32 protein-coding genes are annotated in these 26748 nt (G+C 47.9%); 5 read left to right on the forward strand and 27 right to left on the reverse strand.

Translation table 11 applies throughout. The features are described from left to right. Positions 1-4 precede the first annotated feature (4 nt). On the reverse strand, positions 5-1021 hold the full coding sequence (gene thiL / locus HP399_RS28460) for a thiamine-phosphate kinase (RefSeq protein WP_173621353.1): 1017 nt from the start codon (positions 1019-1021) through the stop codon (positions 5-7). Between the two features lie 98 nt (positions 1022-1119). Beyond that, positions 1120-1581: a SprT family protein gene (locus tag HP399_RS28465; RefSeq protein ID WP_173621354.1), complete on the reverse strand. Its 462-nt coding sequence runs from the start codon at positions 1579-1581 to the stop codon at positions 1120-1122. 192 nt (positions 1582-1773) lie between these two features. Here HP399_RS28465 and HP399_RS28470 point away from each other — a divergent pair, with 192 nt between their 5' ends. Together HP399_RS28470 and cmpA are read left to right on the forward strand one after the other, a co-directional pair. Beyond that, positions 1774-2112 (forward strand): hypothetical protein, encoded by a 339-nt coding sequence (locus tag HP399_RS28470; RefSeq protein ID WP_007721062.1) that lies wholly within the window; start codon positions 1774-1776, stop codon positions 2110-2112. Between the two features lie 76 nt (positions 2113-2188). Then, complete coding sequence (cmpA, locus tag HP399_RS28475; RefSeq protein ID WP_012684250.1) at positions 2189-2311, forward strand: cortex morphogenetic protein CmpA; 123 nt, start codon at positions 2189-2191, stop codon at positions 2309-2311. Positions 2312-2395: 84 nt separating this feature from the next. On the opposite strand, the gene HP399_RS28480 is transcribed toward cmpA, so the two are convergent. The 14 genes from HP399_RS28480 to HP399_RS28545 all read right to left on the reverse strand — a co-directional run bounded on the left by HP399_RS28480 (position 2396) and on the right by HP399_RS28545 (position 14855). Further along, complete coding sequence (locus HP399_RS28480) at positions 2396-4558, reverse strand: Tex family protein (RefSeq protein WP_173621355.1); 2163 nt, start codon at positions 4556-4558, stop codon at positions 2396-2398. Positions 4559-4655: 97 nt separating this feature from the next. Continuing rightward, complete coding sequence (gene sigB, locus HP399_RS28485; RefSeq protein WP_173621356.1) at positions 4656-5444, reverse strand: RNA polymerase sigma factor SigB; 789 nt, start codon at positions 5442-5444, stop codon at positions 4656-4658. After that, positions 5413-5907, reverse strand: coding sequence for an anti-sigma B factor RsbW (gene rsbW / locus HP399_RS28490; RefSeq protein ID WP_173621357.1), 495 nt, complete (start codon positions 5905-5907; stop codon positions 5413-5415). Before rsbW ends, sigB begins: the two co-directional genes overlap by 32 nt. Further along, positions 5907-6233: an anti-sigma factor antagonist gene (locus HP399_RS28495; RefSeq protein ID WP_173621358.1), complete on the reverse strand. Its 327-nt coding sequence runs from the start codon at positions 6231-6233 to the stop codon at positions 5907-5909. The genes rsbW and HP399_RS28495 overlap by 1 nt, the downstream gene beginning before the upstream one ends. A gap of 24 nt (positions 6234-6257) precedes the next feature. After that, positions 6258-7259 carry a PP2C family protein-serine/threonine phosphatase gene (locus HP399_RS28500; RefSeq protein ID WP_173621359.1) on the reverse strand — a complete coding sequence of 334 codons (1002 nt, stop codon included), beginning with the start codon at positions 7257-7259 and terminating at the stop codon, positions 6258-6260. 5 nt (positions 7260-7264) lie between these two features. Next, positions 7265-7693, reverse strand: coding sequence for an anti-sigma regulatory factor (locus HP399_RS28505; protein WP_173621360.1), 429 nt, complete (start codon positions 7691-7693; stop codon positions 7265-7267). A gap of 208 nt (positions 7694-7901) precedes the next feature. Then, positions 7902-8252 (reverse strand): type II toxin-antitoxin system PemK/MazF family toxin, encoded by a 351-nt coding sequence (locus HP399_RS28510; protein WP_005830205.1) that lies wholly within the window; start codon positions 8250-8252, stop codon positions 7902-7904. Between the two features lie 3 nt (positions 8253-8255). Beyond that, positions 8256-8555: a CopG family ribbon-helix-helix protein gene (locus HP399_RS28515; RefSeq protein WP_007721089.1), complete on the reverse strand. Its 300-nt coding sequence runs from the start codon at positions 8553-8555 to the stop codon at positions 8256-8258. A 229-nt stretch (positions 8556-8784) separates the two neighbouring features. Next, entirely contained in the window at positions 8785-9987 is a 1203-nt protein-coding gene (alr, locus tag HP399_RS28520; RefSeq protein WP_173621361.1) for an alanine racemase, read from the reverse strand. Between the two features lie 2 nt (positions 9988-9989). After that, on the reverse strand, positions 9990-10430 hold the full coding sequence (locus tag HP399_RS28525) for a hypothetical protein (RefSeq protein WP_007721092.1): 441 nt from the start codon (positions 10428-10430) through the stop codon (positions 9990-9992). A gap of 184 nt (positions 10431-10614) precedes the next feature. Next, a complete protein-coding gene (locus HP399_RS28530) occupies positions 10615-12021 on the reverse strand; it encodes a coiled-coil domain-containing protein (protein WP_173621362.1) in 1407 nt (468 codons plus the stop codon). 737 nt (positions 12022-12758) lie between these two features. Beyond that, on the reverse strand, positions 12759-13796 hold the full coding sequence (locus HP399_RS28535) for an outer membrane lipoprotein-sorting protein (RefSeq protein ID WP_173621363.1): 1038 nt from the start codon (positions 13794-13796) through the stop codon (positions 12759-12761). A 266-nt stretch (positions 13797-14062) separates the two neighbouring features. Next, positions 14063-14449: a holo-ACP synthase gene (gene acpS, locus HP399_RS28540; protein WP_173621364.1), complete on the reverse strand. Its 387-nt coding sequence runs from the start codon at positions 14447-14449 to the stop codon at positions 14063-14065. Positions 14450-14606: 157 nt separating this feature from the next. Continuing rightward, positions 14607-14855, reverse strand: coding sequence for a gamma-type small acid-soluble spore protein (locus HP399_RS28545; protein ID WP_173621365.1), 249 nt, complete (start codon positions 14853-14855; stop codon positions 14607-14609). Between the two features lie 170 nt (positions 14856-15025). Between HP399_RS28545 and HP399_RS28550 the strand changes: the two genes are divergently transcribed. After that, entirely contained in the window at positions 15026-15277 is a 252-nt protein-coding gene (locus tag HP399_RS28550; protein ID WP_007721101.1) for a glutaredoxin family protein, read from the forward strand. A 21-nt stretch (positions 15278-15298) separates the two neighbouring features. Here HP399_RS28550 and HP399_RS28555 read toward each other — a convergent pair whose 3' ends face one another. From HP399_RS28555 to HP399_RS28600, 10 genes are all read right to left on the reverse strand, one after another. Further along, entirely contained in the window at positions 15299-15634 is a 336-nt protein-coding gene (locus tag HP399_RS28555; RefSeq protein ID WP_007721103.1) for an ArsR/SmtB family transcription factor, read from the reverse strand. A 96-nt stretch (positions 15635-15730) separates the two neighbouring features. Then, entirely contained in the window at positions 15731-17350 is a 1620-nt protein-coding gene (locus HP399_RS28560) for a GMC family oxidoreductase (protein ID WP_173621366.1), read from the reverse strand. After that, positions 17337-17939 carry a gluconate 2-dehydrogenase subunit 3 family protein gene (locus HP399_RS28565; RefSeq protein ID WP_173621367.1) on the reverse strand — a complete coding sequence of 201 codons (603 nt, stop codon included), beginning with the start codon at positions 17937-17939 and terminating at the stop codon, positions 17337-17339. Before HP399_RS28565 ends, HP399_RS28560 begins: the two co-directional genes overlap by 14 nt. A 26-nt stretch (positions 17940-17965) precedes the next feature. Then, a complete protein-coding gene (locus HP399_RS28570; RefSeq protein ID WP_007721110.1) occupies positions 17966-18355 on the reverse strand; it encodes a hypothetical protein in 390 nt (129 codons plus the stop codon). Positions 18356-18513: 158 nt separating this feature from the next. Next, on the reverse strand, positions 18514-19362 hold the full coding sequence (locus HP399_RS28575; protein ID WP_173621502.1) for an IS3 family transposase: 849 nt from the start codon (positions 19360-19362) through the stop codon (positions 18514-18516). Positions 19363-19376: 14 nt separating this feature from the next. Further along, positions 19377-19673, reverse strand: a complete 297-nt coding sequence (locus tag HP399_RS28580; RefSeq protein ID WP_173621503.1) for a helix-turn-helix domain-containing protein — start codon at positions 19671-19673, stop codon at positions 19377-19379. Positions 19674-19772: 99 nt separating this feature from the next. Next, the gene (locus tag HP399_RS28585; RefSeq protein ID WP_173621466.1) at positions 19773-21065 is read right to left on the reverse strand and encodes an arsenic transporter; all 1293 of its coding nucleotides are present in this window, start codon (positions 21063-21065) and stop codon (positions 19773-19775) included. 106 nt (positions 21066-21171) lie between these two features. Further along, positions 21172-21885 carry an SDR family oxidoreductase gene (locus HP399_RS28590; protein ID WP_173621467.1) on the reverse strand — a complete coding sequence of 238 codons (714 nt, stop codon included), beginning with the start codon at positions 21883-21885 and terminating at the stop codon, positions 21172-21174. 35 nt (positions 21886-21920) lie between these two features. Then, on the reverse strand, positions 21921-22472 hold the full coding sequence (locus tag HP399_RS28595; protein WP_173621468.1) for an NAD(P)H-dependent oxidoreductase: 552 nt from the start codon (positions 22470-22472) through the stop codon (positions 21921-21923). A 28-nt stretch (positions 22473-22500) separates the two neighbouring features. Continuing rightward, positions 22501-23124, reverse strand: a complete 624-nt coding sequence (locus tag HP399_RS28600; RefSeq protein ID WP_173621469.1) for an ester cyclase — start codon at positions 23122-23124, stop codon at positions 22501-22503. 173 nt (positions 23125-23297) lie between these two features. Here HP399_RS28600 and HP399_RS28605 point away from each other — a divergent pair, with 173 nt between their 5' ends. After that, positions 23298-23636 carry a winged helix-turn-helix transcriptional regulator gene (locus HP399_RS28605; protein WP_007721121.1) on the forward strand — a complete coding sequence of 113 codons (339 nt, stop codon included), beginning with the start codon at positions 23298-23300 and terminating at the stop codon, positions 23634-23636. A 64-nt stretch (positions 23637-23700) separates the two neighbouring features. On the opposite strand, the gene pstB is transcribed toward HP399_RS28605, so the two are convergent. Then, on the reverse strand, positions 23701-24453 hold the full coding sequence (gene pstB / locus HP399_RS28610; protein WP_137031113.1) for a phosphate ABC transporter ATP-binding protein PstB: 753 nt from the start codon (positions 24451-24453) through the stop codon (positions 23701-23703). 234 nt (positions 24454-24687) lie between these two features. Between pstB and HP399_RS28615 the strand changes: the two genes are divergently transcribed. Further along, on the forward strand, positions 24688-26733 hold the full coding sequence (locus tag HP399_RS28615) for a methyl-accepting chemotaxis protein (protein WP_173621470.1): 2046 nt from the start codon (positions 24688-24690) through the stop codon (positions 26731-26733). Positions 26734-26748: the final 15 nt, after the last annotated feature.

Below are 26748 nucleotides of genomic sequence, written 5' to 3' on the forward strand. Positions count from 1 at the left end.
TCTTTCATCCACTCCTAAAATGGTTGAATCCCGCTTTGGGCAACGGGAGCTGTTGATCATCGCGCTGAAGCATCAATTCTGGCTCATACCTTTTCCCTACCACCTCACCGATGACAGTAAACGGTACACCACTAGCGGCAAATTGCTTGCTTACGGCTTCGTAGTGACTTTTCGCAAGCGTTCCGACCAATTGATAATCTTCACCGCCATAAAAAGCCCATTCCAGCGGATCCTTCTCTACGTGCCGTGCATACTCCCGCACTTCGTCATGGATCGGTACCGTTGCAGCATCGACCAAAATCGATACGCCGCTCGCCTCGGCAATCTCCCACAGCTCAGACGCAAGTCCATCACTTACATCATTCAGCGCACTGCATGCCCCTGATTCTAGGAGCAGTCTGCCCGCTTTTATTTGGGCAACGGGACGCTGATGAGCATCCATCAATGTCTCCCAAGGTAAAGAAACGCTTCTTTCAGCAGTCTCGCCTTGCAGGAGAAGATGTAGTCCTGCTGCAGAAGTTCCGACATGCCCTGTAACAAAAACAAGCTGCCCAGGCTTTGCCTGTGAACGACGAATGGCACGCCCTTTTTCCACCTCGCCCAGTACGGTAACACTCAGGTGTAGGGCATCAGGCGCAGAAACGGTATCGCCACCAATGACACGAACCCCATATGCCTGACAAGCCTCGTAAATACCTTCATAGATTTGCTGGCATTCGTCAGGCGTCCATTGAGGACTTACCGCGATACTGACAAGCGCATACCGGGCAACCCCGCCCATCGCTGCAACATCGCTCACATTGCTGATAACAGCCTTATATCCGATATCACTAGGATTCATCGTTTTCTTCAAAAAATGAACCGTCTCCACCATCGCATCGCAACAAGCCACGACTTCCATTTCTGGCGCTGGGGAGAAGACAGCGGCATCATCCCCTATCCCGACAGTCAAACCGTTCCCTTCCTGCCCCGCAGAACGACTCGTCCATTGCCGGATCAGGGAAAATTCGTCGTGTGCCACTTCAAGCGCTCCTTTTCCTTCGCGGAAAACATTTTTCGTCTGTTCATTATACCCCTGCTGTCAAAAGACGCGCAAGAAAGCCAACCGCCTCTGACTCTTTACGTCGTTAGCTCGCGCAACAGCAGCTTTCCTTTGCAGCGTCCGCAACGATAGCGGCTCGGGTTCATCTTTCGTTTGCGTTTGTAGCTCATGCCACATGCCTTGCATACCAGCTCGTAGCGGTAAGGCAGGGTCGTCCGACCGTTTCCTACCTGTTGGCAGTATCGGCTTCCCCCCACCTGACGCAGAAGTAGTTGAAAATCCCGATCAGCGTGGCGATACCCGCGCTTTTCTATGTGTAAATGATAATGGCAAAGCTCATGCTTAATGATCGCAATCAATTCCTCCGCACCATGCTCCTGCAAATGCTTTGGATTCAACTCAATGTCATGCGAGCGCAGCAAGTACCTACCGCCAGTCGTGCGCAATCTGCTGTTAAAGCGGGCCTGATGGCGAAAGGGCTTGGCAAAAAATTCGCTGGATATCTGCTCTACCAGCATTTGCAGTTCCGTATCGGTCATCTCATCTCCTCCGCTTCCTTCTTTTCACCATAGCAGTTCCAGTTGAAAAGTGCCAGACAGATAGGCTACACTGAGTGCAAATATACGGTTGTGACCGTTTATTTGACGACCGCATGCGGTCATATCCTGTTTAATGAAAAACGTCGAGACGTTTTTCACAAATAAACGGTAGACAGAATGGTGGAGGAGCTCATGCGCTATTTGTTGTTGCAGTCCAGTGACGGACTACAGTTTGTCTCGTTGCCAGAAACGCATATGTACCAATTAATCGCTCTATTGAAACGACTTTACAAGGAAATTGACAAATTGACGATCACAGAGCGCCCAGAATTGCCTACGCTTCTGGCAGACTGTGCGGATGTAGATCGGTTAGAGAGCGGGCTTTCGATCGTGGATGGTTTGGAGTACGTCAGTGGTCTGGAGCGCCGCTTCGCTGCCCTACAAGAGACAGAGTATCCGCTCATCTCTTTATTGACAGAGATCCGTGCCCTACAAGCTCAATTGGAGTATTTGCACGAAGAAGAAGAGTAAATGAAAATTGTAGGCACCTCCTGCTCGTCTCTGCGCATACATTGCCTATAGACGAATCTCTCCAGGAGGTACTTTCATGCCACAATGGATGCGCAGGCAGTTGCAACGTGCCTTTAATGGGAAGGACGTTCGCCAAATTCGTGTGCTCAACAGTTGCTGGTTCTTATATTTAGAAAAAAATGGCGGCCGCCCTGACTGACAGGAGGCCGCCTTTTAGTTCATGTTCAAAAAGTCGTCTTTTCAGCACCGAGAAAGTGGCGAGAACCTGAAGAAGGAGGAGCGGTTATCCTTCCGTTGGCGCGATCATGGTCATCCCTACACGCTGACGTTTCTCGTCAATTTCTACTACCCACACATCTACGATATCGCCAACGGTCACTACTTCAAGTGGATGTTTCACAAAGCCCTTCTTCAAACGGGAAATGTGCACGAGTCCGTCATTTTTCAGACCGATATCCACAAACGCTCCGAAGTCGACCACGTTGCGCACAGTACCTTGCAGCTTCAGGCCCACACTCAGATCAGACAACTGGAGGACATCACTTCGCAAGAGTGGTTTTGGCAGCTCGTCACGCGGGTCGCGACCAGGACGTAAGAGGCTGTCCACAATGTCTTGCAGCGTAGGCTCGCCAATCCCGAGCTTCGCAGCAGTCTCTTTTACATCCAAAGACTGCACGCGCTCCTTGCAGTTCTCACTGCCGATCTCCTGAGCGTTAATACCCAGCATCGACAATAGCTGGTGGGTCGCATCGTACGATTCCGGGTGAATCGGTGTTTTGTCCAGTGGATTCGCTCCATCCATCACGCGGAGAAACCCGATACACTGCTCGTACGTTTTGGCACCTAAGCGCGGAACCGCCTTCAGCTGGGAGCGCTCCGTGAACTTCCCGACCTCGTCCCGTTTTTTCACGATATTCCCCGCCACTTGACGGCTGATCCCTGATACATACTGCAATAGAGAAGGAGAAGCGGTATTCACATCTACTCCGACATGGTTTACGGCAGACTCAACCACAAACTGCAGACTGTCTGCCAGCCTCGATTGGGAAACATCGTGCTGGTACTGACCAACCCCGACGGACTTCGGATCGATTTTGACCAACTCAGCGAGCGGGTCCTGCAAGCGACGCGCGATTGAGGCCGCACTTCGCTCTGCTACATCCAGGTCCGGGAATTCTTCCTTGGCCAGGGTGGATGCGGAATATACGGATGCACCTGCCTCGTTCACGATGATGTACATTACCTCTCGCTTCAGCTCTTTCAGTAGCGTGGCAATGAACTGTTCTGTCTCGCGCGAAGCAGTACCGTTGCCAATCGCGACAACCGTAACTGCATAGGTTTCGATCAACTGCTTCACTTTCACTGTAGCTTCAGCCACTTTATTGGCCGGAGGGGTCGGATAAACGACGGCAACCTCCAGCAGTTTGCCGGTTTCGTCTACAACGGCGAGCTTACAGCCTGTCCGAAACGCCGGATCGACGCCAAGTACGACTTTTCCTTTTACAGGCGGTTGAAGCAGCAAATTGCGCAGGTTTTCTGCAAAGATGTGAATTGCACGTTCCTCGGCTGCCTCTGTCAACTCGGCGCGCACCTCTCGTTCAATAGAAGGGGCAATCAGACGCTTATATGCGTCCTCGACTGTCAAAGTCAGCAGATCGCGGGCTACTGTATCACGAGGAATGGTGCGTTTTTGCATCCAAGCCACAATCTCTGCGACAGGTGCTTCAATGGAAACCTTCAAAATGCCTTCGTTTTCTCCCCGATTGATGGCCAGTACCCGATGTGGAACGACCTTTTTCAGAGGCTCACTATATGCGTAATACATTTGGTATATATTTTTCTCGTCTGCTTCTTCGGCTTTCTGCTCAGTCAGAAGCAATCCTTTTTGCACGGAGCGCTGGCGAACCCACTGGCGAATTTCTGGGTCATCAGACAGAAGTTCCGCCACGATGTCCATTGCTCCTTGCAGAGCTTGCTCAGTCGTCTCTACGCCTTTTTCCGGGTTGATGTATGGTTTTGCTTCTTCTTCCGGATTCCCGGTTTTCGGTAAGCTCATGAGGTAGTTGGCAAGTGGCTCTAGTCCCTTCTCCTTGGCCATGGTTGCACGCGTGCGGCGTTTTTGGCGGTAAGGGCGGTACAGGTCCTCTACCTCTTGCAGCTTTGTCGCACGCTCAATAGCTGCGCGCAGCTCGTCCGTCAGCTTGCCTTGCTCATCGATGAGCCGAACGACTTCTTCCTTCCGCACTGACAGGTTGCGTAAATAGCGAACGCGTTCCTCAATCGCTCGAATTTGTGTTTCATCTAGCTGCCCCGTCATTTCTTTGCGGTAGCGGGCAATAAAAGGAACCGTGTTTCCTTCATCCAGGAGGGCAACCGTGCGCTCCACCTGGTGAGGTTTGACACCCGTATCTTGGGCGATTGTCTGGATCATCAACGTAAGCTCCATACCTGTCCTCCTGCGCTCATTCTTCGTCGTTTATTGTACCACATTTGCTAACAAGGACTGGAAAAAGGGAAGAAAAAAGAGGAGCCACTTGGCCCCTCTACGTCGCGGTTTCCAGCTGTTCCACTTTCAATGCTTCTCTCAGCTTGCCCAACGCCCTGCGCTGAAGGCGGGAAATATGCATCTGCGACATCCCCATGATGTCCCCAGCTTGCTTCTGACTCAAATTTTGATAAAAAGTTAATTGTATGATTTCTTTTTCACGGTGATCCAAAATTTGCAGGGCCCGCTCCAGCATCAGATTCTGCTCGACTGCTCCGTACCCTTCTTCTGTCGACCCCACTAGGTCGAGTAAAGAAATGGTATTGCCATCCAGATCCGCTTCCAGCTCGCTGTCCATAGAGAGAGAATGATAGCTGCGCCCCATCTCCAAGGTTTCCAGAATCGCTTCCTCTGTAACGCCGAGGCTGTTGGCAATGTCCGCAATTTGGGGAGAACGCTGTAGCTTGATCGTGAGCTCGTCGACCACCCGTTTGATCTTCGGGCTCAGTTCCTTTACTCTTCGCGGAACATAGACACTCCATGTCTTGTCCCGAATATAGCGCTTAATCTCCCCAACAATGGTCGGGATCGCAAAGCTCTCAAATGTCCGCTCAAAGCTAGGGTCGAACCGACGAAAGGAAGCAAGCAGGCCGATTAGTCCGACTTGCACGAGGTCTTCATACATGACTTGTCCGCGAACAAACTTCTTCGCTAACGATTCCACAAGAGGAGTATAGGCCCTCACCAGTTGTTCCTGTATCGCAGGATCTTTTGTTTCACCATACAGGTGGATGAGCTCCTTCAACTCCTCTGGACTATATTTCTGCTTCCGAGATTGTCCAGTCATTTCCAGCCACCCCATCCTGCCGAACATACTTGGTCATGGAGACTACTACCCCTGATTCAGAGCGTGTCTCCACCTCATCCATAAGCGTGTGAATGAGATAGAGCCCGAGCCCGCCCTCATCCAAATCCTCTATGCTTTTCCCTGCATAAATCGGCGTCAGTTGCTCAGCAATGAGCTCATTTGAAAATCCAACGCCCTGATCGCTTACCTCGATCACCAATCGATCTTCATAAACGTGGCATTGGATATGAATGGAGCCAGGATTCTCTGTTTCCTTGTATGCATGTCTTACTACATTCGTACATGCTTCTCCGACGGCAAGCTTGATATCCTCAATCTCTTCATAAGAAAAGCCCATACGGTTGGCTATACCGGATACAGTCAGACGCGCTACTCCCAAATACTCCGCCTTGCTTGGCAAAGTCAATTGAATCACGTCTGCCTGAGGTCGATTTGGACCCATTACTCGCTCTCTCCTTTGCGGATGGCAATATGATCGTATAAGCCAGTAATGCGAAATAGCCTTTCCACACGCGGAGACAATTTGTGCACCTCAAATGTACGATTTCGTTGGATGCACTCTTTCATAATCCCGATGAAAATTCCAATTCCGGTACTGTCCATGTATTCTACTGCTTCCAAATCAACCGTTATGTGATTGATATCCGGTTTGTTGACGAGTGACATGAGTGTTTCCTTAACTTTCGGTGCTGTAAAAGCATCAATATCTCCACCAAGGACCACTCGGTGCTCAGTTTCAAGGCTCGTTGTCTTAATTAGCAGGTCCATCTGCGTCTACCCCCCGTACGTTGCTTAGGTTCTTCGAAGTACAATCATGGTGTAATCATCCAGCAGGTCAAACTGGGAGAGCAGAAGCAGTCTATTGTACAGGCCGTTTGCCATCTTTTGGGCAGATTCGCCCACCTCTTTTTGCAAATGGTGTACAAGCTCTTCCCTTTGCAAATAATATCGGTTATTTTTGCATTCTGTTACACCATCCGTCAGAAGAATCAGAACATCATTTATTTCTAAACGAATCTCCTGAACCTCATATTCACTGTTTGGGCATAAACCGAGTGCATTCCCTCGCCCATCGAGATCGTAAAACTTCCCTTCGGCCGACCTGTACAAAAATCCTGGCTCGTGTCCTGCCATCGCATAACGGAAACAGTGTTCCTTCGAGTCGTAACTTCCAAACATCATCGTCACAAACATGCTCGGATCAATATTTCTTCCCACGATTCGGTTTAAATGGTGCAGCATTTCTTCGGGACCCAGCTCCATTTGTCCAAGGCTGTCTATCGCATATTTCACCATCGACATACACATCGCAGCAGGCATTCCTTTACCGGTAATGTCTGCTATGGCGACGCCGAAACGACCTTCGGTTTGTTCAATGAAGTCGTAATAGTCGCCCGAGATTTGTTTCGCTGCAATACTCACTACGCCAATCTCTAGTTCTGGATAGACTGGAACCTCACTTGGCAAAAGTGATTGCTGCATCGCTTTTGCCACGGCTATTTCTGATTCCATCTGCTGATGCCTATTGCGCCAGCTGTTTACGGATCGGTGCTCGTTCCCATATTCAATCATGACCTCTGTCAAAATGGAGAAGGAGGAGCGCACAAACTCTGGCACTTCCCCGAGCTGCTCAAGTGCTTGCGCATGCAAATCAGTTATTTCTTCTGGCGAAATATCTTGAGAAAGCATCCATTTGCCCAACTGCTGGGCTCCGTAAAGCTGGTCCTCCCCTTGAGCACTCAGGTAATCCCGAAGAATTTTTACATACTCTTCCTGGAAGCTCCGGGTTACCATTTATCTCATTCCTCCTTTGCTTGATCGCTCCACTTCACAACAACGACACGCGTTCCTTCTCCCAGGGTACTGTGGATCTCAAATTCATCCATCATGCGCCTGACACCCGGCAATCCGGCCCCGAGGGCACCTGAAGTCGAATAGCCATCATCTAACGCCTGGCGAATATCAGGAATCCCTGGACCGCTGTCATTCGCTGTTATTTGCAAGCCGATCACTCCTTCGCGCTCAATCGGCGAAATGGTGATCGTCCCCGTACCCGCATACAAATAAATATTGCGAGCCAATTCAGAGATTGACGTGGCAATGCGGGACTGCGTGATCGTGCCAAAGCCAAACAACTTCGACATATTTCGCCCCACTTGCCGCGCCGTCACGATGTCTGATTCTTGTTCTATATTGATTGTCTCAGGAAAATAGTCTGCCACAACCAAAAAAACCCCTTCCGCCTCGCTTGGTAGGTAGAAATGAGTTTTTTCTCTACCTCGAAAAATAAATCATATTGTGTCACATTTTGTCTTATATTCTCTTTTCGAACAGTTCGCTGTGCACCTATAAAATCCCTGCAAATTTGACAGCAAAAAACCACTTGCTTCACTCAAGTGGCTTTTCCTATCAATTAGTCTGATCTTTTTTCACACGTTAAAAATCAATGAGTCCTAAACTGATTTGCAAGGATTCATTAACCCGATCCATCATCTCGTCATCGAGATGCGTAATTTTATCAGTTAGACGTTGTTTGTCAATGGTTCGTATTTGTTCCAATAGAATAACGGAGTCACGATCAAATCCATAAGTTTTTGCGTCAATTTCCACATGCGTAGGCAGCTTCGCCTTTTGAATCTGCGCCGTAATGGCTGCGACGATGACCGTCGGACTAAATCGATTTCCAATGTCGTTTTGAATGACTAAAACAGGCCGTACGCCTCCTTGCTCAGAGCCAACGACCGGGGACAGGTCCGCGAAAAACACATCGCCACGTTTGACAATCACCAGTCACACCCCGCTAACTAAGCGGACAAGAGTATGGTCAGCCTCTTCTTCAGCGCCAAAAGCCTCCGATGCCATATTCAGATTGATCTTCGCCATCTCCATGTACCCTTTTTGCATGGTCTCACGGATTGTGCGTTTTTTTCGCTCTTTCAAATACAAATGCATCGCTTGACGAATAAACTCGCTGCGATTGGATTTTTCCTTTTGAATAACGCCATCCACTTCCTGAAGCAAGTGTTGTGGCAAGCTGATCATGATGCGTTTCGTGTTTGACTTCGACAAGACAAATCCACCTCCAACCATGACCGTAACTTCCATCCGCTATGCTGGTTCTAGAAAGAACAGCCAATATGAACAATACCATTATGTCGAATCCATTGCAAAAATATACCTACTGTCGCTTTTTCGGTGAGAAAACGTGAGTGTAAACAATCCAAAGGTGTAGGTGAAGACTTCGTTTACCCAAAAAAGCCAGCTTTTTCGCTTAACTAGTATTCGTGTTCCACGGGAAAATTCCTGCTGATTTCCCTTGCTAGTTATTTACATTTTCACGGGACGAGTGCTTCATCGTCAATGGGTGAAATACGTCAGTTACTTTCTGGTCGCGCAAATAGAGGCGCGGAATTCGGTAATTCAGCATACATGGAACCTCATAATTGATTGTTCCCAGCAATTCGGCAATTTCATCCAAGGAGATTTCCTCGTCCCCCTGCTTGCCATACAAGACGACCTCATCATTGACCGCTGCTTCTGTCGAATTCAGGCTGACCATGATTTGGTCCATGCAAACTCTGCCTGCAATCGGGTAGCGCGATCCATTGTACAATACCTCACCACGATTGGACAAAAGGCGAGAATAGCCATCTGCGTATCCGATCGGCAGCGTTGCAATCCACTCGTCAGGCTTTGCTGCATACGTAGCACCGTAGCTGACCGTGAATGGCTCATCTGCCTTCTTTACGTGGGCAATTCTGGTCTTGAGCGCCAGGGCGGGGGCAAGAATAACATCCGCACGTTCTTTCATGTACACAGAAGGATACAATCCGTATAAACCTATGCCTAAACGAATCGTATCATACCCCCAATCGGGAAATGCGATAGCCGCAGCCGTATTGCAGCAATGAACGGTCGGCAATGTTTTATTCGCTTCACGCAGTGCTTGCAAAAAGGATTGAAACAAGTCGTGTTGTCGTCGCACATGGGTTGTATCTGGTTCATCCGCGCAGGCAAAATGCGTAAAAATGCCTGTCCACTTAAGCTTTGAGCATTCTTCAAGGGCACCTACAACCGCAAGCAAATCTTCCGTTGTCCGAACGCCCAAACGTCCCATTCCCGTATCGGCCTTCACATGAATCCCGACAGGCTTGCGATCGTTTTTCTGAAGAATGTCGTTCGCTTCCGTGATCCATTCGACGCTGTAAGCGGTTAACTCCACTTCCAGCTCGCTTGCAGTGACAATGGATTCGACAGGTGTGTATCCCAACACTAAAATCGGCGCAGTGATCCCTGCTCTCCGCAAAATAAGCGCTTCATCGAGCAATGCGACTGCAAGTGAATCTGCACCGCTCGCCAACGCTTCTTTTCCGACATGGACAGCGCCATGACCATACCCGTCTGCTTTCACAACAGCCATAATACCCGTTTTTTCTGGCAAATGGCGTTTGAATGTCTCAAGGTTCGCCCGGATGGCATCCAAATCAACCTCTACCCAAGTGTCACGACAAAACGATTTCATTCCTATCTCCTCTTGTTCCCTTTTTTATAGTAAAACAAGCGTTCATTTAAATGACTGAGAAATTGCCTGGAAACCATCAGTGATTCCTTTTTGCCGCCTACACGATAAAAATGACGGCCTTCATAAATTTGCTCGACTTCTGACAGCGGGTAGCTCTTTTCCTGCCCTGACATGGATATGATCAGGTGAGTCTTGGTCAGCTTGTACACCGGACGTAATACCGATTTGTACATAAACGGAGACAATCCAACAACAGCAATGGCAATGGCAAAAACAAGCACTTTGAATCTCGTGTCATTGGTCGGGAAAAATTGAGCGAGAATCATCATCCCCAGCACAAACATGACAGTCTCGTTAATGCGCATTTTCCAGCTTTTTCGCAGGAGCATGTCTTTGTAGGTCGATGCTTCCTCGTACAAAACTTCGTTAGACGGTTTCTTCATGTAAAGCATGCCACCTCATTCAATAAGTTACTCTGAATGTATCGTGTTTTCCCGCTGTGTGTCAATTCGCGGATTGTCCTTTCATCTCATTCGCACGTTGGTTTTTATGTACAAAGCGGCCCTCATCGACCAATCCCGAGAAAATAGAAAAGCAGATGGGATTAGCTCCCACCTGCTGACTTTTCTACATGGTTTCCCCCTGGTCTTTTTTCCCTTTTTCATGTCTTGGGAAAACGACTTTTTCAAAGCTGCCATCCACCATCTTTTGCACCATCGCTGTCAATTCCTCGCTGCGCTTGTCTGCTTGCTCCTGTGTGAGCTTGCCTGCCTTTACTGCTTCTTTCAGCTTGGCTTCTTGCTGACCTACCAAGAGCTCGATGACGTCATCCACTTCTACGCCCTGCTCCTTAGCGATGGTTGCTAACGATTTCCTTGCTTTTTGCTCTTCCTTCAGTTTGTCTGCATCCAGCTTGAGGAGGGACAGCAGTTCTTCATTATTTTTCTCGAAGCCCATTCCTTTACCCGGTCCACGTCCTTGATGCGTGTTTTGCACCATTTCTTTTACCCGCTCACTGGCATTCTCATTCATTTTGTCTGCTTGTTCCTGTGTCAGCTTCCCGGCGGTTACCGCCTCTTTCAGATTAGCCTTTTGTTGTTTGACCAAAAGCGCTACCAGATCATCCACGGATACACCTTGCGCTTCTGCGATGGTAGCCAGCGATTTCCCTGCTTTTTGCTCTTCCTTCAGTTTGTCTGCATCCAGCTTGAGGAGGGACAGCAGTTCTTCATTATTTTTCTCGAAGCCCATTCCTTTACCCGGTCCACGTCCTTGATGCGTGTTTTGCACCATTTCTTTTACCCGCTCACTGGCATTCTCATTCATTTTGTCTGCTTGCTCCTGCGTGAGCTTGCCTGCCGCTACCGCCTCTTTCAGCTTGGTTTCCTGTTGTTTTACCAACAAAGCCACCAGATCATCCACAGATACGCCTTGAACTTCTGCGATAGCAGCCAGCGATTTGTCCGCTTTCAGTTGTTCTTGGAATTTAGCGGCATCCAGTTTCAAAAGGGACAGCAGTTCTTCGTTTTTCTCGAAGCCACCGATGAACCCACCTTTGCCTGACCCACCTTTGCCGAAGCCTTTATCCGGTTTCGCTTTTTCTACCTGTTCTTTTACGCGATCGCTCAGATTTTCAGACAGCTTATATGCCTGCTCCTGCTTCATCTTGCCTGCTGCTACTGCTTCCTTCAGTTTGGCCTCTTGCTGTTCAACCAGAAGTGCTACTACATCGGCAGTGTCGACTCCTTGAGCTTGTGCAATCGCTGCGAGTGTTTTCCCTGCCGCAAGCTCTTCTTTCAGCTTGTCAGCATCTAGCTTCAACAGTGAGAGCAGCTCTCTATTTTCTTTGAAGTTTTCATTGAAGCCCACTCCACCGTGGTGGCCCATCTTGCCTGTTTTGAATTTTACTTCTGCCGGTTTATTCAATGAAGTTGGTTTTGCTGAATCGGCTGCCATTGCTCCGCCTATGCTACCCAGACTCAGAACCACTGCCATCGTTCCCATCAGCATTCCCATTTTCGCTTTGCTAAACATATACACTCAACCCTTTCGTCTTTGCTCGTGTAGTGTGCTTGCTCTTTGGTACAAGACCAAGTGTACATGGGTATTTTTAGATTCCCGTTTGAGAAAAAAGGAAAACTTGAGGGAAAATCGAGGAGTAGTTGTGAGATGAGTCAACATAGTGGAGGAAAAGAAAAAGCACAGTTCTCTTCGACTCTGACACGCCTGCAGGGGGATTCACTGGCCGTCTCCACTCCAAAAAGGGGACCGTTGAGCCAAAGCCACCCTACGGGCGGAAGTTTCTCAAGGAAGAAGTGTTCGACAAGCGTGGTCCCCTTTTGGAGTTACGACTGGGGGAGGCTTTGTCAAGGTCTGCGAGCCCTGTGCTTTTTCTTTTCGCCAGCTTTTTTGATTCATCGTTTCTTTAAAAACTTAGGAAGTTCATCCTTTGAGTATCAACAGGGGGGTATTTTTCTTATATAGTGGGACAAAGCTGCTTGGGAAGAAGTGCATTTCCTGTCCAAGCGCCTCTGGAGCCCACCTGAGCGTAGGATTGAATGTCGGGGAATTTCAGCTTCACTTATGAACTACTTCATCGAAACTTCTACGTTTGAAGCGCTCCCGACATTCAATCCGGAGCGGACAGTCTAACCCCTTGCTGGGCGTAGGCCGAAGCGTAGACTGGAAATGCGCTTCTTCCCCTCCGCTACAGCCACTTCCCCCAAAAATAGCAAAAGAGGACGGCATTCACCGTCCCCTCTCCCACACTTTTATTTCGCGCTGAGGCCATATGTCGACTGTGCGACATTCACCATTTCTTCCTCAGGAAGATCCCCCGCGATTGTATATTCGATGCCGTCGAGCTCCCACGTCAGAAGTCGCTGATTTTCACCTGTCTGCGCAAGCACACCAACCGTAAAGCCGAGGTTCACAGGCATACCTTGCTCATACGACACAGATGCTGCTGTCGGGCGTCCTTCGATTACCTTATAGTTGTAGGCTCCCTTGTAGGTCAAGATGACTCTTCTCTCCCCATCACGGGTAACTGGCTCAATATCACCTTGCTTAACCCCTTCTGGCATATACGTAGGGACGATGACACCGAATTGGCTGTTCGGCTGTTTCACGACCTGTCCATTTGCTGGCGCCATTGTTGGGATCGTTGTCAACGAGCTTGTTGTCATGTTGCGCTCTTTGTCAAAGGCGTCTTTGTCAAACATAGGGTTGAACGAAAAATCAGTGAAATCAATTCGTACAAGCGAATTCATGCTAGCATCCATAATTTCAGCGTGCGTCGGTTTGAAATCTTCTGTCAGCCAAATTTTTTGCTTGGTCAAAGAACGATTGCCGCTGTAGTTCGCTTTCACTTCGAATACATACTGTTTTTCATCCATCTTCATTTGGCGCTCAGTGTCATCGATAATGCTCTTGGCCAGCGTTTCGTATAGATACAACGGTCCGTTGTTCTCAGGCCAGCCACTTTGGAAGCGGAAGCTCTTGTTCAGATGCGGGGTCAGTACAAAGACTCCTTCATTGTTTCGCAAGATGATTTGTGTAATGCCACGCTGCTTCGAGGTGAGAGCTACCCGATAGTTGGTTGGCTTTTCATACCAGACCTGAACATCGTACTCCATGGGGGTAGAGCCTGTCTGCATGGTCAAAACAGCCTGAGACTTGTACCCAGACATTTTTCCCAGCGTACCGTTCAGGTCGCTCACCACATCTTCTGGTGTTTTCTGACCGAAACAACCGCCGAGGAACAGGGTGAAAACCAACAATAACACCAGTGGTAAAGCTACCCGTTTCATTCAATGAACTCCTCCTTGTCAATATTTTCGACAAAGAAGGGCATCCCTGTCTATTTCCTGGGAAATCTGTCAGTCTCTCGCCCATGCAGCGCATATCGTGTCAATGGTTGCGAATGGATACGAAGTTGGCGATATATCGCTTGGATCGGCTACAGACTTAGCCTTCCTGTGTAAGAGCAGGTAGTCCCTCCTGATCTACGCGATATAAATGTATGTCCATCCTCGTCCCAATATGCAGACAAGTTTATCGAGGTTGTTCAAAACATCTATCGTTCTTCTACAATTACTTGTGCAATCGCGTGTGTCTGGCTATGCGAAATGCTCACATGAATATGAACGCGAGCAGGGTCCAGATCGAGTTTGCTGTACACCTCGTGCTTTATGGTCATGATCGGCTTGCCCAAATCATTCGGGAGGATTTCCATATCCAAAAAGCTGAGTACAGCACCAATGCCTGTACCAAGAGCCTTTGCTCCCGCTTCCTTGGCAGCAAATCTGCCTGCAACCATTTCCGCCTGTCTCGTCTCTGCCTTTCCATGCAGGAGCTGTTGTTCATCTGTAGTCAAAAAGTGTTTGATCGCACGCTCTTGTCTTTTTATCAAAGTAGCGATTCGCTCTATTTCCACAATATCTACGCCTGTTCCAATGATCATGAGCAATTGCCTCCTAGTGGGCTGATTTACGAATCACAGTATCATCCACTTCCACGCTTTTGCAAGTGTGAGGATAGAAACCACATTCCACGAATAGACTTTACGTAAAAATATAAGAAAACCCCCGCAAATTGCGAGGGCTTTTGTCCGCTGGCTCCTACTCAGTAGCTTGGCCAGAAGATTGTTGTGCAGCCGATTGTTGGTTTTGACGGCGAACTTCCGCAACATTTGTCTCACTCGCGAACTCAGTCGCAGCGCCTTGGGAAGCAGCGCGTTGTGCGGATTGTTGGTTCTGACTACGAACCGCTGCTGCGTTTGTTTCACTTGCGAATTCAGTTGCAGTGTTTGCTGCTTGGCTAGCTTGGTTCGCTTTGCCCATACCCGCTTGTTTGTTTTGTTTAGGCATCGTTACTTTCACCTCCTCGACGTCACTGAATATAATTTGTACAGCCCCCTATGTACGTATCCATCCTCATTTTTCCAAATCGTGCTGTTGCTCACTTGCTTTGTCGCGACCGATCATTCATATTGGAAAGAGCAAGGTTTCTACTCTGCTTTTGAAAGGAGCGATTCTGTATGGCTCACAAGGTTATTATCTATACCCAAGTCACTTGCGGTCCTTGTCAGGAAGAAAAAATGTGGCTGACTTCAAACAACATTGCTTTCGAAGACAGAGACATCCGTCAAAACGAGGCTTATTTCCAGGAAGCCATTCAATTAGGCGCCAGCATGACACCTGTAACCTACATTGAAAAGGAAAACGGCGAGCAAATTGTCATCCATGGATTTGACAAGGAAGAACTAAAAAAAGCGTTGGATCTCAATTGATCCAACGCTTTTTACGACTGATCAGCCAAATGAAGGTTCACTTGTAACTGATTTTTGTTTGACGACTGGCGACATGTCCGGCAAGTTAGACAAAATTTGCTTCACTTCAGGACTGCATTCCGCATTGACGGAGTAATAAACCCATGGTCCCTTCCGGCGCTCTTTGACCAAACCATGAGTTTTTAGCTTAGCCAAGTGCTGGGAAACAGAAGGCTGGGAAGTTTGCAAAATTTCCACGAGATCACGGACACATAAGGACTGTACTTGCAGGAGAGCCATGATCGTCAAGCGTGTCTTGTCACCAAGTAGCTTATAAGTCTCTGACAAAAACAGAACCTGCATCAAATCCATTTCCATAAGGATACCCACCTTTGCCTTACATATCTGCTTATCAGTATACTATATGGCTTATATGATGGGGAAGATAGAACGCAAAAGTTATGTGAATCCTGCTTATACATCTTGCTTTTTCATCGCCTCAATGATCTTGTCTGCAGTGCGCGCAGCCAGCGCCATGACTGTATTTGTCGGGTTGCTGCCACTCGAGGTAACGAACGTAGAAGCACCCGCTATGAAAAGATTGGGTATGTCATGTGACTGCCCATATTCATTCACAACAGAGGTTTCCCTGTCATTCCCCATTCGACATCCCCCCATGAGATGAGCGGTATCAGATACCACATGCTCTGGCTGTCCCCCCATCGCTTCTACAATCCGGTTCATTTGCCCAATAGCATGCTTGTACAGGTGTTTGTCGTTCTCCTGATAACTGAACGTTACCGTAGGGATCGACATTCCGTATTCATCTTTTTCCCCAGAGAGCGTCACTCTGTTATCAGGATGAGGCAGTACTTCCCCGACCAAGGTGATCCGCGCGTACATATTGTAATCCAGCATGGTCTCTCGAAGCTGTTTTCCCCATAAATACGAGCCGTCTTCCCTCTCGGCAGCAATGGCAGCCGCCATCCCGACCGGACGCGCCCCGTGTGCACTCAACGTATATCCGCGGGCAAATCCTCGTTCCCGATCCGTCTCGTAAAAATGCTGGGTCAAAGCAAGGACAGGTGTTCCCTTATACAATCGCACTTCCTCCGGGAGTCGTCCGTATACATCATGACTGGAGTGAGGCATAATAGCTTTTCCTACCCATCCACTTGAATTCGCCAGCCCTTGCGGAAATTGGGCATTCGCCGAACTGAGCAGCAATCTGGGAGTCTCCACCACAAATCCGGCCAAAATGACTACACGAGCCATTTGCCTGTGCGTCAAACCATTATGGTTGAACAACACACCGCTGACCCGGTCGCCAGCCATCAAAATTTCTGTCACCATGCAGTCGGACAGCACCTCTGCCCCCTCCGCTATCGCTTTGGGGATATGATGAATCAACCCGCTGTACTTGGCATTCGGCATGCATCCTTGATTGCAAAAGCCACGATTGATACAGGGGGGACGTCCATCAAAGGGAGCCGATAAAATCGCCAGAGGGGCGACCACACTCTCGATCCCCAGCTTCTCACACCCTTCCCGGAACAGTTGGGCATTGGCACTGATTGGCTCCCGAACAGGGTACGGATACGGGCCTTGGAAGGAACCCCACGGAAAATGATTCGGACCTGAGACCGCAATTTCACGTTCAATCTTGTCGTAATACGGGGCAAGATCCTGATACGTAATCGGCCAGTCTTCCCCTACGCCGTCTACGGTCTTTGTCTTAAAATCACTCTCGTGGAAACGCAGGAACACCCCCGTAAAATGCACGGTGCCTCCCCCAATTCCCCGTCCTGAGTTGTTATGTCCCAAACGCAGCGGGTCATTGCCTGCTACCAGCCTCGTTTCCTGCCAGGCCAATCTCCGCATCGACAGCTCATCACTGGCAAAATCGTGTTGCGGGTCCCAAAACGGCCCTGCTTCCAGTACGACCACGCGCAACCCAGCCTTTGCCAGCTCATAAGCCAGCACGCCCCCTGCCGCTCCAGCGCCTACGATGCATACATCTGCGTCATCGGCGTATTTTCTTTGATCCACAGGAGTGGGGCGATGAGTAATCGTATGATGGTCATGACTCGTCATTTGCTTTCGCCTCCCATGGGTCCGTCAATCCTTTTTCCACCCGTACATAGCCGCGCGGATAAGCTGGTCCGCCGTAGCCGATATCCGACCAGACCAACGGATGTGAATAGTAAGCGCTAACTGTGTCATGCAGCAACACCTTGAAAAAATCTACGGGAGCTAAGTCTGTCCACGCCTCCTGGCTTTGGATACCCCCATTCGCGACGTGCTGAAGAACGGCTTCCTGCTGGTCTAGCTTCAACGCAACGAAGTCAGTTCCATAAGCCGCATGACTCTCCGCATCAATCCCTTTCAAGCCCGAGCGGTAGAGCTCTTTTTTGGGTGGAACTCCGACCTTTCGTTGCGACTCACCGATATTACTAGCCGTTGTATTATCCAGATGCTCCACCACAAAGGTCAGCACCTCCAAACGGTGATCATGGACCAATACGCCTACAACTGTCTGCAAGACTAAGGATTCAGGCTTCGTAAAAAATTGATTGGCGATCGCGGGCATTTTTCTGGCCCCTACTACTTTCCTGGTGTGAGCATCCCACTCTGTATGCTGGTCCCAAACATCATAGGATGGGTAACGTCCAGGCTTCTCCATGTCCTCTCACCCCTTCAAAACGATTTTTACCAAAACAGCGCAAGAAGCCCTAATGCTGACATTGCCGTGATCAGTAAAGGAAGAATCACAGGAGGACCGACGAGAAAATTTTGACCTTGTGAATAACCTCCCACACGCTGCCCAACCCCGACCGTATGCAAATAAGCTCCGTACAACCCCCCAACCATGCCAACCACCATCATCAAGGCAAACACCCAACGTAGCCACCCCGCATTCACAAACGATAAAACAATAGCAGTAACCGCAAATACAGGGAGCTCAAGCACAGGAATCCACATTGCCCAATGTCGGAAGTTTTGTCTGGAGTGAAAAAGTGTGACCTGAACCGCAATCAGGGCAAACGCCAATCCAGCAAAAAGAATGAGTACGCGTTCGATCGGCCAGCCATGCCACATGGAAACATCCTCCTTTTTACGTAGGTTGCGCCTATTTTTTCCGTCCTTGTCAGGTCCTATTCTGCCTATTTCACTGCAAGCAGCATGATGAATAGAAAAAGCCTGCTGACTATTTGGTCAAGACCCCATTTCGTAGACAGTAAGAAAAACCCTGGCCGTTAGGCCGCTAACTGACGTCTAAATTCACTAGGCGTCAGTTTTTTTAATTTCAGTTGAAGACGTTCTTCGTTGTAAAAATGGATATATTCCTCAATTCTTCTTTGAGCATCTTGTACATCTCGTATATCATAGGGATATAGAGCTTCGGTTTTCAAATGAGAAAAGAAGCTCTCCATCGAGGAGTTGTCTAGGCAATTGCCTCGTCGTGACATGCTGATTTTGGCGCCAACCGTAGGCAGCATGTCGTGGTATGCATGAGACGTGTACTGGTGACCCTGATCGCTGTGAACGATCACACCAGTCACGTCTTTTTGTGTTTTAAATGCTTTCTTGAAAGTCTGAAGAACAAGCGCATTGTCGTTTCGAGAGCTGATATGATAGGCAACAATTTCGCGCGTACACAAATCTTTAATTGCTGAGAGATAGATGCGTTCATCTCCGATTCGATATTGGGTAACGTCAGTTACCCATTTTTGATTTGGTCTCTGAGCAACGAAATTACGATTTAGCATGTTCTCGGCTACACGTCCATCGGAAACAATGGCTTGAAAAGTGGTGATATGGGCACGTTTCCGGCGAATAACTGCTTTAATCCCCAGATTTTGCATCAACCGTAACACTTTTTTATGGTTTACTTTACAACCATACTGGCGTACTAGTTCTGCTTGAATTCTGCGGTAGCCGTAAATTCCTTTCCTTTGCTTATAGATCATGTTGATTTTCTCTTTCAAAGCTTTGTCCTTGTTCTGTTTTCTAGTGGAGAGGTATTTATAATATCCGCTTCTCGAGACACCTAAAGCCTTACAAATCTCAGTTACCATGAAGATTGAAGACAATGTCTCCACCATGTGATATTTCTTCCTTACACCTCCCGTACCCAGATTTCCAAACACTTTTTTAGGATTTCATTTTCACGCTTTAATTTTTGAACATGACGGTCCTGGTCAATATACGTCTCCCGACGTCCACGTTGATCTAGGAGTCCAAACTCTCCAAGCTGTCTATACTTTCTCATCCACTTTCTCACACGATCTTTGTCCAGAATTCCCAGATGTTCTGTAATTCGTTTATACGTCCATTTTTCCTCAAGATGTAAACGTATGGCTTCCCTTTTCAGTGTTTCTGGATAGCTCATAAACTTTTGCCCTTTAGCTGCCATAAAAAAATGCACCCCCTAAAGTTCATCGGTAAACCACAGGGGTTTTTCCAATGTCTACTTTAAGGGGTGCACTTCAATTAACCAGCAGGCTTTCATTCCCTATGAAAAATAAACCAACGTCAAATACAATCCAAGCAAGGTTACCATCAATGTCGGTACGGTCAAAATAACCCCCGTCCGAAAGTACTGCCCCCACGTAATCGTCACGTCTTTGCGTCCCAAAACATGCAACCAGAGCAAAGTCGCCAGTGATCCAATCGGGGTCATTTTCGGCCCCAAATCGCTTCCGATCACATTCGCGTAGATCATTGCTTCCCGCAACACTCCGTCTGCCTGGGTCCCTGCAATTGCCAGCGCGTTGAACATGACTGTCGGAAGGTTGTTCATCACAGAGGAAAGAACAGCAGCGAGAAAGCCCGTTCCCAAGGTCGTTGCCAATAAACCATGCGCCATGAACCAATCCAAGGTGTCCTTGACCAAGTCAGTCAATCTCGCGTTGTGCAGCCCCCACACCACGACATACATGCCAATCGAAAAAACAACGACTACCCACGGTGCTTCTTTCATAATCCGCCGCATGGCGATCGCTTCACTTTTTCTTGCAGCCAGGCAAAAAATGATGGCTGCCCCCGCAATGATGATAGACACAGGCGTATGGATAGACTCGCTAATAAAAAAGCCAATCAGCAAGACCCCAAGAATCGGCCACGCCAGACGAAACATTCTCTGGTCGCGAATTGCTTCCTTCGGATTTTTCAGATGGGAAAGGTCAACCTGCGCCGGGATGCTTTTGCGAAAATATAGGTACAAAACCAGCAGACTTCCACCAATCGAAAACAAAGTCGGAATGACCATTTTGGCCGCATACGCAGCAAAGCCAATATCAAAATAGTCAGCGGAAACAATATTCACCAGATTGCTAATCACAAAGGGCAAAGAACTCGTATCTGCAATGAACCCGCTCGCCATGACAAATGCCAAAACCGTTCTCCCATCCAGCCTTAATGCCCGCACCTGTGCCAACACAATCGGTGTCAAAATCAGGGCTGCCCCATCATTCGTAAACAAGGCGGATACGAGTGAACCAAGCAGGATGACATAAACGAACATAAGCCGACCATTTCCTTTGGCAAATCGAGCCATATGGAGCGCAGCCCATTCAAAAAAACCGATTTCGTCCAATACGAGCGAGATGATAATAATCCCGATTAACGCTAGCGTCGCATTCCAAACAATAGAGGTTACCTCTGCGACATCACCGATCGTGACTACCCCGATCGCCAAAGCCAACAGTGCTCCACCGACAGCCGGATAACCAATCGACAGCCCACGCGGTTGCCAGATGACCAATGTCAACGTGATCAGAAAAAGGAAGAATGAAATCCAAACCACTGCAAGTATCTCCTTTCCAAAAACCAAAAAGAACGGACCTCGAAAAGTCCGCTCTCCTACCATACTACAAATTGAAATGATCCGAAACGTCCGGTAATGGAATCCTTTAAAGTAAGATGTGGCCACCTTCTACATGAAGTACAGTTCCGGTTACAAAACTATTTTGGAGCAGGTATAGTACGCTTTGTGCAACGTCTTTCGCTTGTCCAACTCGCTTCACAGGGAGCTTGTCTGCCAATGTTGCATAGAAATTTTCGCGCACATCTTCAGGCATTTTGCTGCGTGATGGCGTATCAATTATGCCAGGTGAAACGATATTCACTCGGATTGGTGCCAGTTCCAAAGCGAGGGTTTGCCCCAGATTCGAAACCGCCGCATTGACTGCGCCAAGCACAGACGAACCAATCATCGATTTGTAGGCGACGACCCCGGAGAATAAGGTGATGGAGCCATTTGTTGAAATCTTCGGCGCTCCGTACTTCGCCGCGTAGTACTGACCCCAAAATTTGTTTTCGAACAACTTCCGCGCTTGGGTTGTATCCGTTTGAAGGAATGAACCGCCAGATGTTTCCGCAGCACTGACAACCAGATGATCAAACGTGCCTACTTTTTCAAAAAAGGCCTGCACTTGCTGCTCATCGGTGGTATCCAGCGTATACGCCGAGGCCTTGGAGCCTAGACTATCTTTTGCCTTCTGCAATTTATCTTCGGAGCGGCTCGCAATGATCACTTCTGCTCCAAGCGCTATTGCCTGTTTGGCTGTCTCCAAACCAATTCCAGAGCTTCCGCCGATGATTACTATCTTTTGATTGTGCAACATGATAGGATCTCTCCCCTTTCCTTTGAGATTTTCATTTAGAAACTCAATACTTGTTTGAGATGCGCCTCGAGTTCGGATGCAAATTGATCGATCTGCGGATTTTTGATGACATCATAGCAAGCAAAGCTCTTTACAGGTTGCATGCCTAAAAATTCCTGTACGCGGTGCAAATGGCTGATTGCATCTTCCAGGCTTTCCCCTTTAAAAAATTGGGTCGGATCGTTAAATGCTTTTTCTGGAGCATTCCAAGTCGTCGAGAACATATATTTTTTGTCGGTTAATAAGCCGCCTCTTCCGTATTGATTAGCACCTTTGAAAAACAAGCCGTACGCATATACTTCATCCATATATGTTTTCAATAACCCAGGGACACTGAACCAGTAGATGGGGGTTTGATAAATGATCATATCTGCCCAGAGAAATTTCTGGTGCTCTTCTTCCATTTTGTATCCATTTTGAATAATGGTAGTTCGTACTTGGTTCTCTTTTTCGAGCAGACTCACCATATGATCCGTCAACGTTTGGTTCAGTTTTCCTTCTGATGAGCCATATTTTTGGTGACCATTGATGATAAGGATTTTTTTCATTTTTTACATCTCCTTTATGTTAGGACGTTCAATTTTCCGCTAAAACGCCAATTTGTTGCATAAAAGTTAAATTGTCTTCCAGGTGCCAGTCTTCAACCAGCTTCCCATCCTTGATGCGTAAAACATCGATCGCCATAAATTGAATAGGCTTCCCGGTCAAAGGTTTTCCCATAAACTCGCCTTTGCTCGTACCCGTAAAGGAAAGACGAGCTGTCACCTTGTCCCCCACTACCAGTAAATCCTCAATTTTGCATTGCAAGTCGGGAACTGCTTTCCGAAAGTTGCGAGAAGCGAATAACAAGCCATCGGGTCCTTGAGGTCTTCCTTTCGGCAACGTGTTATCTATGAAGCTTGGAGAAACTGTTTGTGCAATGAGATCCTCATTCCCAGTGTTCCAGAATCCGTAGAAACGTTGAGCAGCCTGTACCATTTCGGTAGCTTGCGTTGCGTTCAATGAGGAGTCAATCGTCATTGAAACGGGTTGAGGAAGATCCTTCAATAGTTGAATGTCTGTCTTGGAGGACAACACAGCAGTTTGATTATCATAAGCAGACGTTTTCGAATCAGTAGCGCATGCTGTTGCGAACAGCATCGTCCCGAAGATGACAGCAATACCAGCTATCGAACTAATTGTTTTGGTACGTGGAATCACTTTGTTCTAATCAGCTCCTTATTTAGAGTGGAAGTATCGGTTCACATTGATATTGTAATAACACTAACTTCATTTACGGAAGTAGTGATATTTAATTCATATAGTTTCCGAAAAGATACTATTGCGCTATAATAGCCAAATAACCCTATAAAAATTTTTCGGAGGATATTCCGATGAACGTTCTTGAGCCAATTGAACTGAACAAAGGAACCCCAGGCCAACCTTGCCCCATTGCCAAAACGCTTGACGTAATAGGGACCAAATGGACCTTTTTAATCATTCGGGACCTGCTTATCGAAGGAACGCTGCGTTTCAGCGACCTGCTGAAATCCATGGATGGGATTAGTCCGAAAACACTGTCGCTCAGACTGAAGGAATTGGAGGAGCACGGCATATTGGAAAGGAAGGTGTTTCCGGAAGTCCCTCCGCGCGTGGAATATACGTTAACGGAGAAAGGGAAACGATTGGAAGGTATTTTCATTGAGTTAAAGAGATTCGGGTTACATTTATAAATGTTTTAAAATCAAAAAGAGCGGACTTCGAAAAGTCCGCTCTTCTTCCATCATGCCTATTGAATTATCCGAAACGTCCGGTAATGTAATCCTCTGTTCTTTTGTCACGAGGATTTTGGAAGATCGTCGGGGTACTGTCAAACTCGACTAGCTCTCCATTCAAGAAAAACGCAGTCTTATCGGAAATACGTGCTGCCTGCTGCATGTTGTGCGTCACGATTACAATCGTATAACGGTTCTTCAGCTCTTCCAACAGCTCTTCGATTTTAGCTGTCGAAATTGGGTCCAGAGCAGAGGTTGGCTCATCCATCAAAATGATCTGTGGCTGAACAGCGAGTGCCCGAGCGATACAGAGGCGTTGTTGCTGTCCACCAGAAAGCCCTGTTGCTGGCTTTTTCAATACATCCTTCACTTCATCCCAAAGCGCTGCTGCCTTGAGGCTTGTCTCTACCAACTCGTCCAGCTTGTTACGATCGTTCATGCCATGAAGTCTCGGTCCGTACGTGATGTTGTCATAGATGCTCTTCGGAAAAGGATTCGGATGCTGAAACACCATGCCGATATTTTTGCGAAGTCGCTCCACTTCCACACGATTACTATAAATATCCTCATCGAACACTTTTACCGTTCCCGTAATTTTGGTGTTCGGTACAGAATCGTTCATTCGATTCAACGTCCGTAAAAATGTAGACTTACCGCAGCCGGACGGGCCAATTAAGGCTGTAATGGAATCAGGCTCTACATCCAGATTTATATGATAGAGGGCTTGCTTATTACCGTAGAAGAGATTCAACTCTCTCACCGAAATAACGCTCATACGGTCTTCGCTCCTTCGTGATTGTTACGTCCTTTTACTTCCCCACTATAGCGCACCAATGTTAGGGTTCCGTGTGATGTTTATTAAGTTTCGATAAAGTTTTTGTTCTGGGACTTTTTACATAGGTCATTTTACATTAAGTTATGGTAAATCTTGCTGGTAAAGCATATACGCTCCTCTAGGTACCCCCTACAATGAAACTGAACGTTTTGACGAATAAGGGGAGAACAATGAATGCCAGGCATAAGAAAACTATGGGGTCACTCGTCGTTTCATTATCGTTCAATTTTCACCAGGCTGTTCGCAGGCATTATGGGGATGGTAGTCTGCATGATGGCAATCGCCGCTTTCTTCATCAGCTATCAATCCGAAGCCACACTCAATGAAAAAACAAAGCAGCAATTACACGAGGCATCAGGTGCAGCTCTACAGAAAGTACATAGCAGGGTCTATGACATCGTAACCGCCTTGCAATCATTTGCTTCCACTTATAAAAACAGTAAGGTCACCAACAGTCAGATCTTTGGCATCTTTACAGATATGTCGGCCAGCAATCCTACGATTTCCGAATTACAGATCGTCACCACAGACGGACGGTATTTAACCTTTCCGGGATCCCCCCTCGACAGTTCCTACGATCCGCGAAAAATGGACTGGTATGAGGGCGCATTGAATCAACCACAGCAGGGGGTTTTTGTCTCAGATGTCTTCCAGTTTTCCGAGACAGAGTTTCCAAAGATCGCCGTCTCACTCCCTTTGCGCAATGACGACGAGGAGCCCGTAGGCGTCGTCGTGGCATTTGTCTCTGTCCCGAAGCTGAGCGAATCCATCGGGCAGATTAAACTGGGGGAAACCGGATATGCCATGATCGTTGATCAACAAGGCAAACTGGTCGCTCATCCCGATCAATCCTACGCGTTGCAGCGTCCCCTTCTCTCGGAGCTTGCGATCGTGCAAAACGTCACCGCTGGTCAATCTGGCTACGAACCGAGCAGGATCAGTGGAGTAGACTCTTTTGCCGCCTATCAATTTGACCCCTCCTTGAAATGGGGAGTGATCGTCGCACAGTCGGTATCCGAGGTAAAAAAAGAGGTCCGCCGCCTTCAACTAACCATTTTGGCCGTCTCACTCGTCGGACTCGCTGCACTCGCACTAATGCTGTATGTGTACGTACGTCGAATCATCAAGCCAATAAAGGAAGCACAACAAAAAATGTCCGCCTTTAGCGAGGGCGATCTCCTGCAAACCATGCAGGTACAAAGCAATGATGAAATTCGCCAGCTGGCTGACAGCTTCAATCGAATGAGTGAACAAATCCGGACAATCATCGGTAAAATCCAGTATGTTATCTCAGACGTCAAACAAGTAGCCGATCATGTGGGAAAAGGCTCCCGCCATTCTCACGCCATGCAGTCAGAAGTCGTATCCGTAACAGAGCGGCTTGCCCAAGAAATGGACAACCAGCAAGAGCAGATCGATGATATCCACGCCACAATGGCCGGCATCACGCAAGAAATGTCTCGGATCACAGACTCCATGGAAAAAGCAATCGTACAGAGCCAGGAATCACGTCAGCAAAATACCAAAGCAGCAACCTCCATTGACTTGCTAAAAGAAAATATGCACAGTATCTCAGAAGATATGAAGGCTTCTATGGATGCCATGTCCTCCATGAGAGATAGCATGAGCGACATCAACGAAATGCTCGGTTTGATTTCCGCCATCTCCAAGCGAACCAAGCTTTTGTCCTTCAATGCCCGAATCGAAGCTTCCAGGGCTGGACAAGCCGGAGTCGGCTTCAGCGTCGTAGCAGACGAGATTCGCTTGCTGTCCGACCAGACCGAAGAGGCATCGGCCCGTATTCAAAAGGTAATTGAATCAGGGGAAGAACGAATGGAGCACGTAGCCACCTGCTTGCAAACGACCGATCATGCTACTGTCAATGGCATTCAAACCTTGCACCAGGCCGCTTCTATCTTTCACAATACGATCGAGCTCAGCGAAGCGTTGACTGCGCAATTTGAATCGATCAGAATGCTCACAGGAACAATCTCGACACAGAGCCAAGCCATTTCACAGCGGGTAGACAATCTATCTGCCTCTGCACAGCAAGTCGTATCAGGTACACAGCAAGCCGTAGCCGCCAATCAAGAAAGTCTATCCTTATCGGAGCAATTTCTTGATGACTCCCTGCGTTTGGCAGATATCGTTGAGGATCTAGAGCAAGCGATCAAATTTTTCAGAGCGGAAGACAGTCCCTCTCTCCAAAGACATACATAATGATAAGAAAAAGCC

Origin of the sequence: Brevibacillus sp. DP1.3A, from assembly GCF_013284245.2 — a bacterium.
In the GTDB taxonomy this organism is placed as follows: Bacteria; Bacillota; Bacilli; order Brevibacillales; family Brevibacillaceae; genus Brevibacillus.

Bases quoted from the DNA above. Each gene is read 5' to 3' on its own strand.
- HP399_RS28480 (WP_173621355.1), bottom strand. From the start codon at position 4,558: ATGGAGCTTACGTTGATGATCCAGACAATCGCCCAAGATACGGGTGTC.
- HP399_RS28545 (WP_173621365.1), bottom strand. From the start codon at position 14,855: ATGCCTAAACAAAACAAACAAGCGGGTATGGGCAAAGCGAACCAAGCT.
- HP399_RS28530 (WP_173621362.1), bottom strand. From the start codon at position 12,021: ATGTTTAGCAAAGCGAAAATGGGAATGCTGATGGGAACGATGGCAGTG.
- HP399_RS28495 (WP_173621358.1), bottom strand. From the start codon at position 6,233: ATGGACCTGCTAATTAAGACAACGAGCCTTGAAACTGAGCACCGAGTG.
- sigB (WP_173621356.1), bottom strand. From the start codon at position 5,444: ATGACTGGACAATCTCGGAAGCAGAAATATAGTCCAGAGGAGTTGAAG.
- HP399_RS28470 (WP_007721062.1), top strand. From the start codon at position 1,774: ATGCGCTATTTGTTGTTGCAGTCCAGTGACGGACTACAGTTTGTCTCG.
- HP399_RS28535 (WP_173621363.1), bottom strand. From the start codon at position 13,796: ATGAAACGGGTAGCTTTACCACTGGTGTTATTGTTGGTTTTCACCCTG.
- HP399_RS28575 (WP_173621502.1), bottom strand. From the start codon at position 19,362: ATGGTGGAGACATTGTCTTCAATCTTCATGGTAACTGAGATTTGTAAG.
- HP399_RS28550 (WP_007721101.1), top strand. From the start codon at position 15,026: ATGGCTCACAAGGTTATTATCTATACCCAAGTCACTTGCGGTCCTTGT.
- alr (WP_173621361.1), bottom strand. From the start codon at position 9,987: ATGAAATCGTTTTGTCGTGACACTTGGGTAGAGGTTGATTTGGATGCC.
- cmpA (WP_012684250.1), top strand. From the start codon at position 2,189: ATGCCACAATGGATGCGCAGGCAGTTGCAACGTGCCTTTAATGGGAAG.
- pstB (WP_137031113.1), bottom strand. From the start codon at position 24,453: ATGAGCGTTATTTCGGTGAGAGAGTTGAATCTCTTCTACGGTAATAAG.
- HP399_RS28565 (WP_173621367.1), bottom strand. From the start codon at position 17,939: ATGGAGAAGCCTGGACGTTACCCATCCTATGATGTTTGGGACCAGCAT.
- acpS (WP_173621364.1), bottom strand. From the start codon at position 14,449: ATGATCATTGGAACAGGCGTAGATATTGTGGAAATAGAGCGAATCGCT.
- HP399_RS28515 (WP_007721089.1), bottom strand. From the start codon at position 8,555: ATGGTTGGAGGTGGATTTGTCTTGTCGAAGTCAAACACGAAACGCATC.
- HP399_RS28570 (WP_007721110.1), bottom strand. From the start codon at position 18,355: ATGTGGCATGGCTGGCCGATCGAACGCGTACTCATTCTTTTTGCTGGA.
- rsbW (WP_173621357.1), bottom strand. From the start codon at position 5,907: ATGGGTCCAAATCGACCTCAGGCAGACGTGATTCAATTGACTTTGCCA.
- HP399_RS28555 (WP_007721103.1), bottom strand. From the start codon at position 15,634: ATGGAAATGGATTTGATGCAGGTTCTGTTTTTGTCAGAGACTTATAAG.
- HP399_RS28590 (WP_173621467.1), bottom strand. From the start codon at position 21,885: ATGTTGCACAATCAAAAGATAGTAATCATCGGCGGAAGCTCTGGAATT.
- HP399_RS28500 (WP_173621359.1), bottom strand. From the start codon at position 7,259: ATGGTAACCCGGAGCTTCCAGGAAGAGTATGTAAAAATTCTTCGGGAT.
- HP399_RS28615 (WP_173621470.1), top strand. From the start codon at position 24,688: ATGCCAGGCATAAGAAAACTATGGGGTCACTCGTCGTTTCATTATCGT.
- HP399_RS28560 (WP_173621366.1), bottom strand. From the start codon at position 17,350: ATGACGAGTCATGACCATCATACGATTACTCATCGCCCCACTCCTGTG.
- HP399_RS28580 (WP_173621503.1), bottom strand. From the start codon at position 19,673: ATGGCAGCTAAAGGGCAAAAGTTTATGAGCTATCCAGAAACACTGAAA.
- HP399_RS28595 (WP_173621468.1), bottom strand. From the start codon at position 22,472: ATGAAAAAAATCCTTATCATCAATGGTCACCAAAAATATGGCTCATCA.
- HP399_RS28525 (WP_007721092.1), bottom strand. From the start codon at position 10,430: ATGAAGAAACCGTCTAACGAAGTTTTGTACGAGGAAGCATCGACCTAC.
- HP399_RS28465 (WP_173621354.1), bottom strand. From the start codon at position 1,581: ATGACCGATACGGAACTGCAAATGCTGGTAGAGCAGATATCCAGCGAA.
- HP399_RS28605 (WP_007721121.1), top strand. From the start codon at position 23,298: ATGAACGTTCTTGAGCCAATTGAACTGAACAAAGGAACCCCAGGCCAA.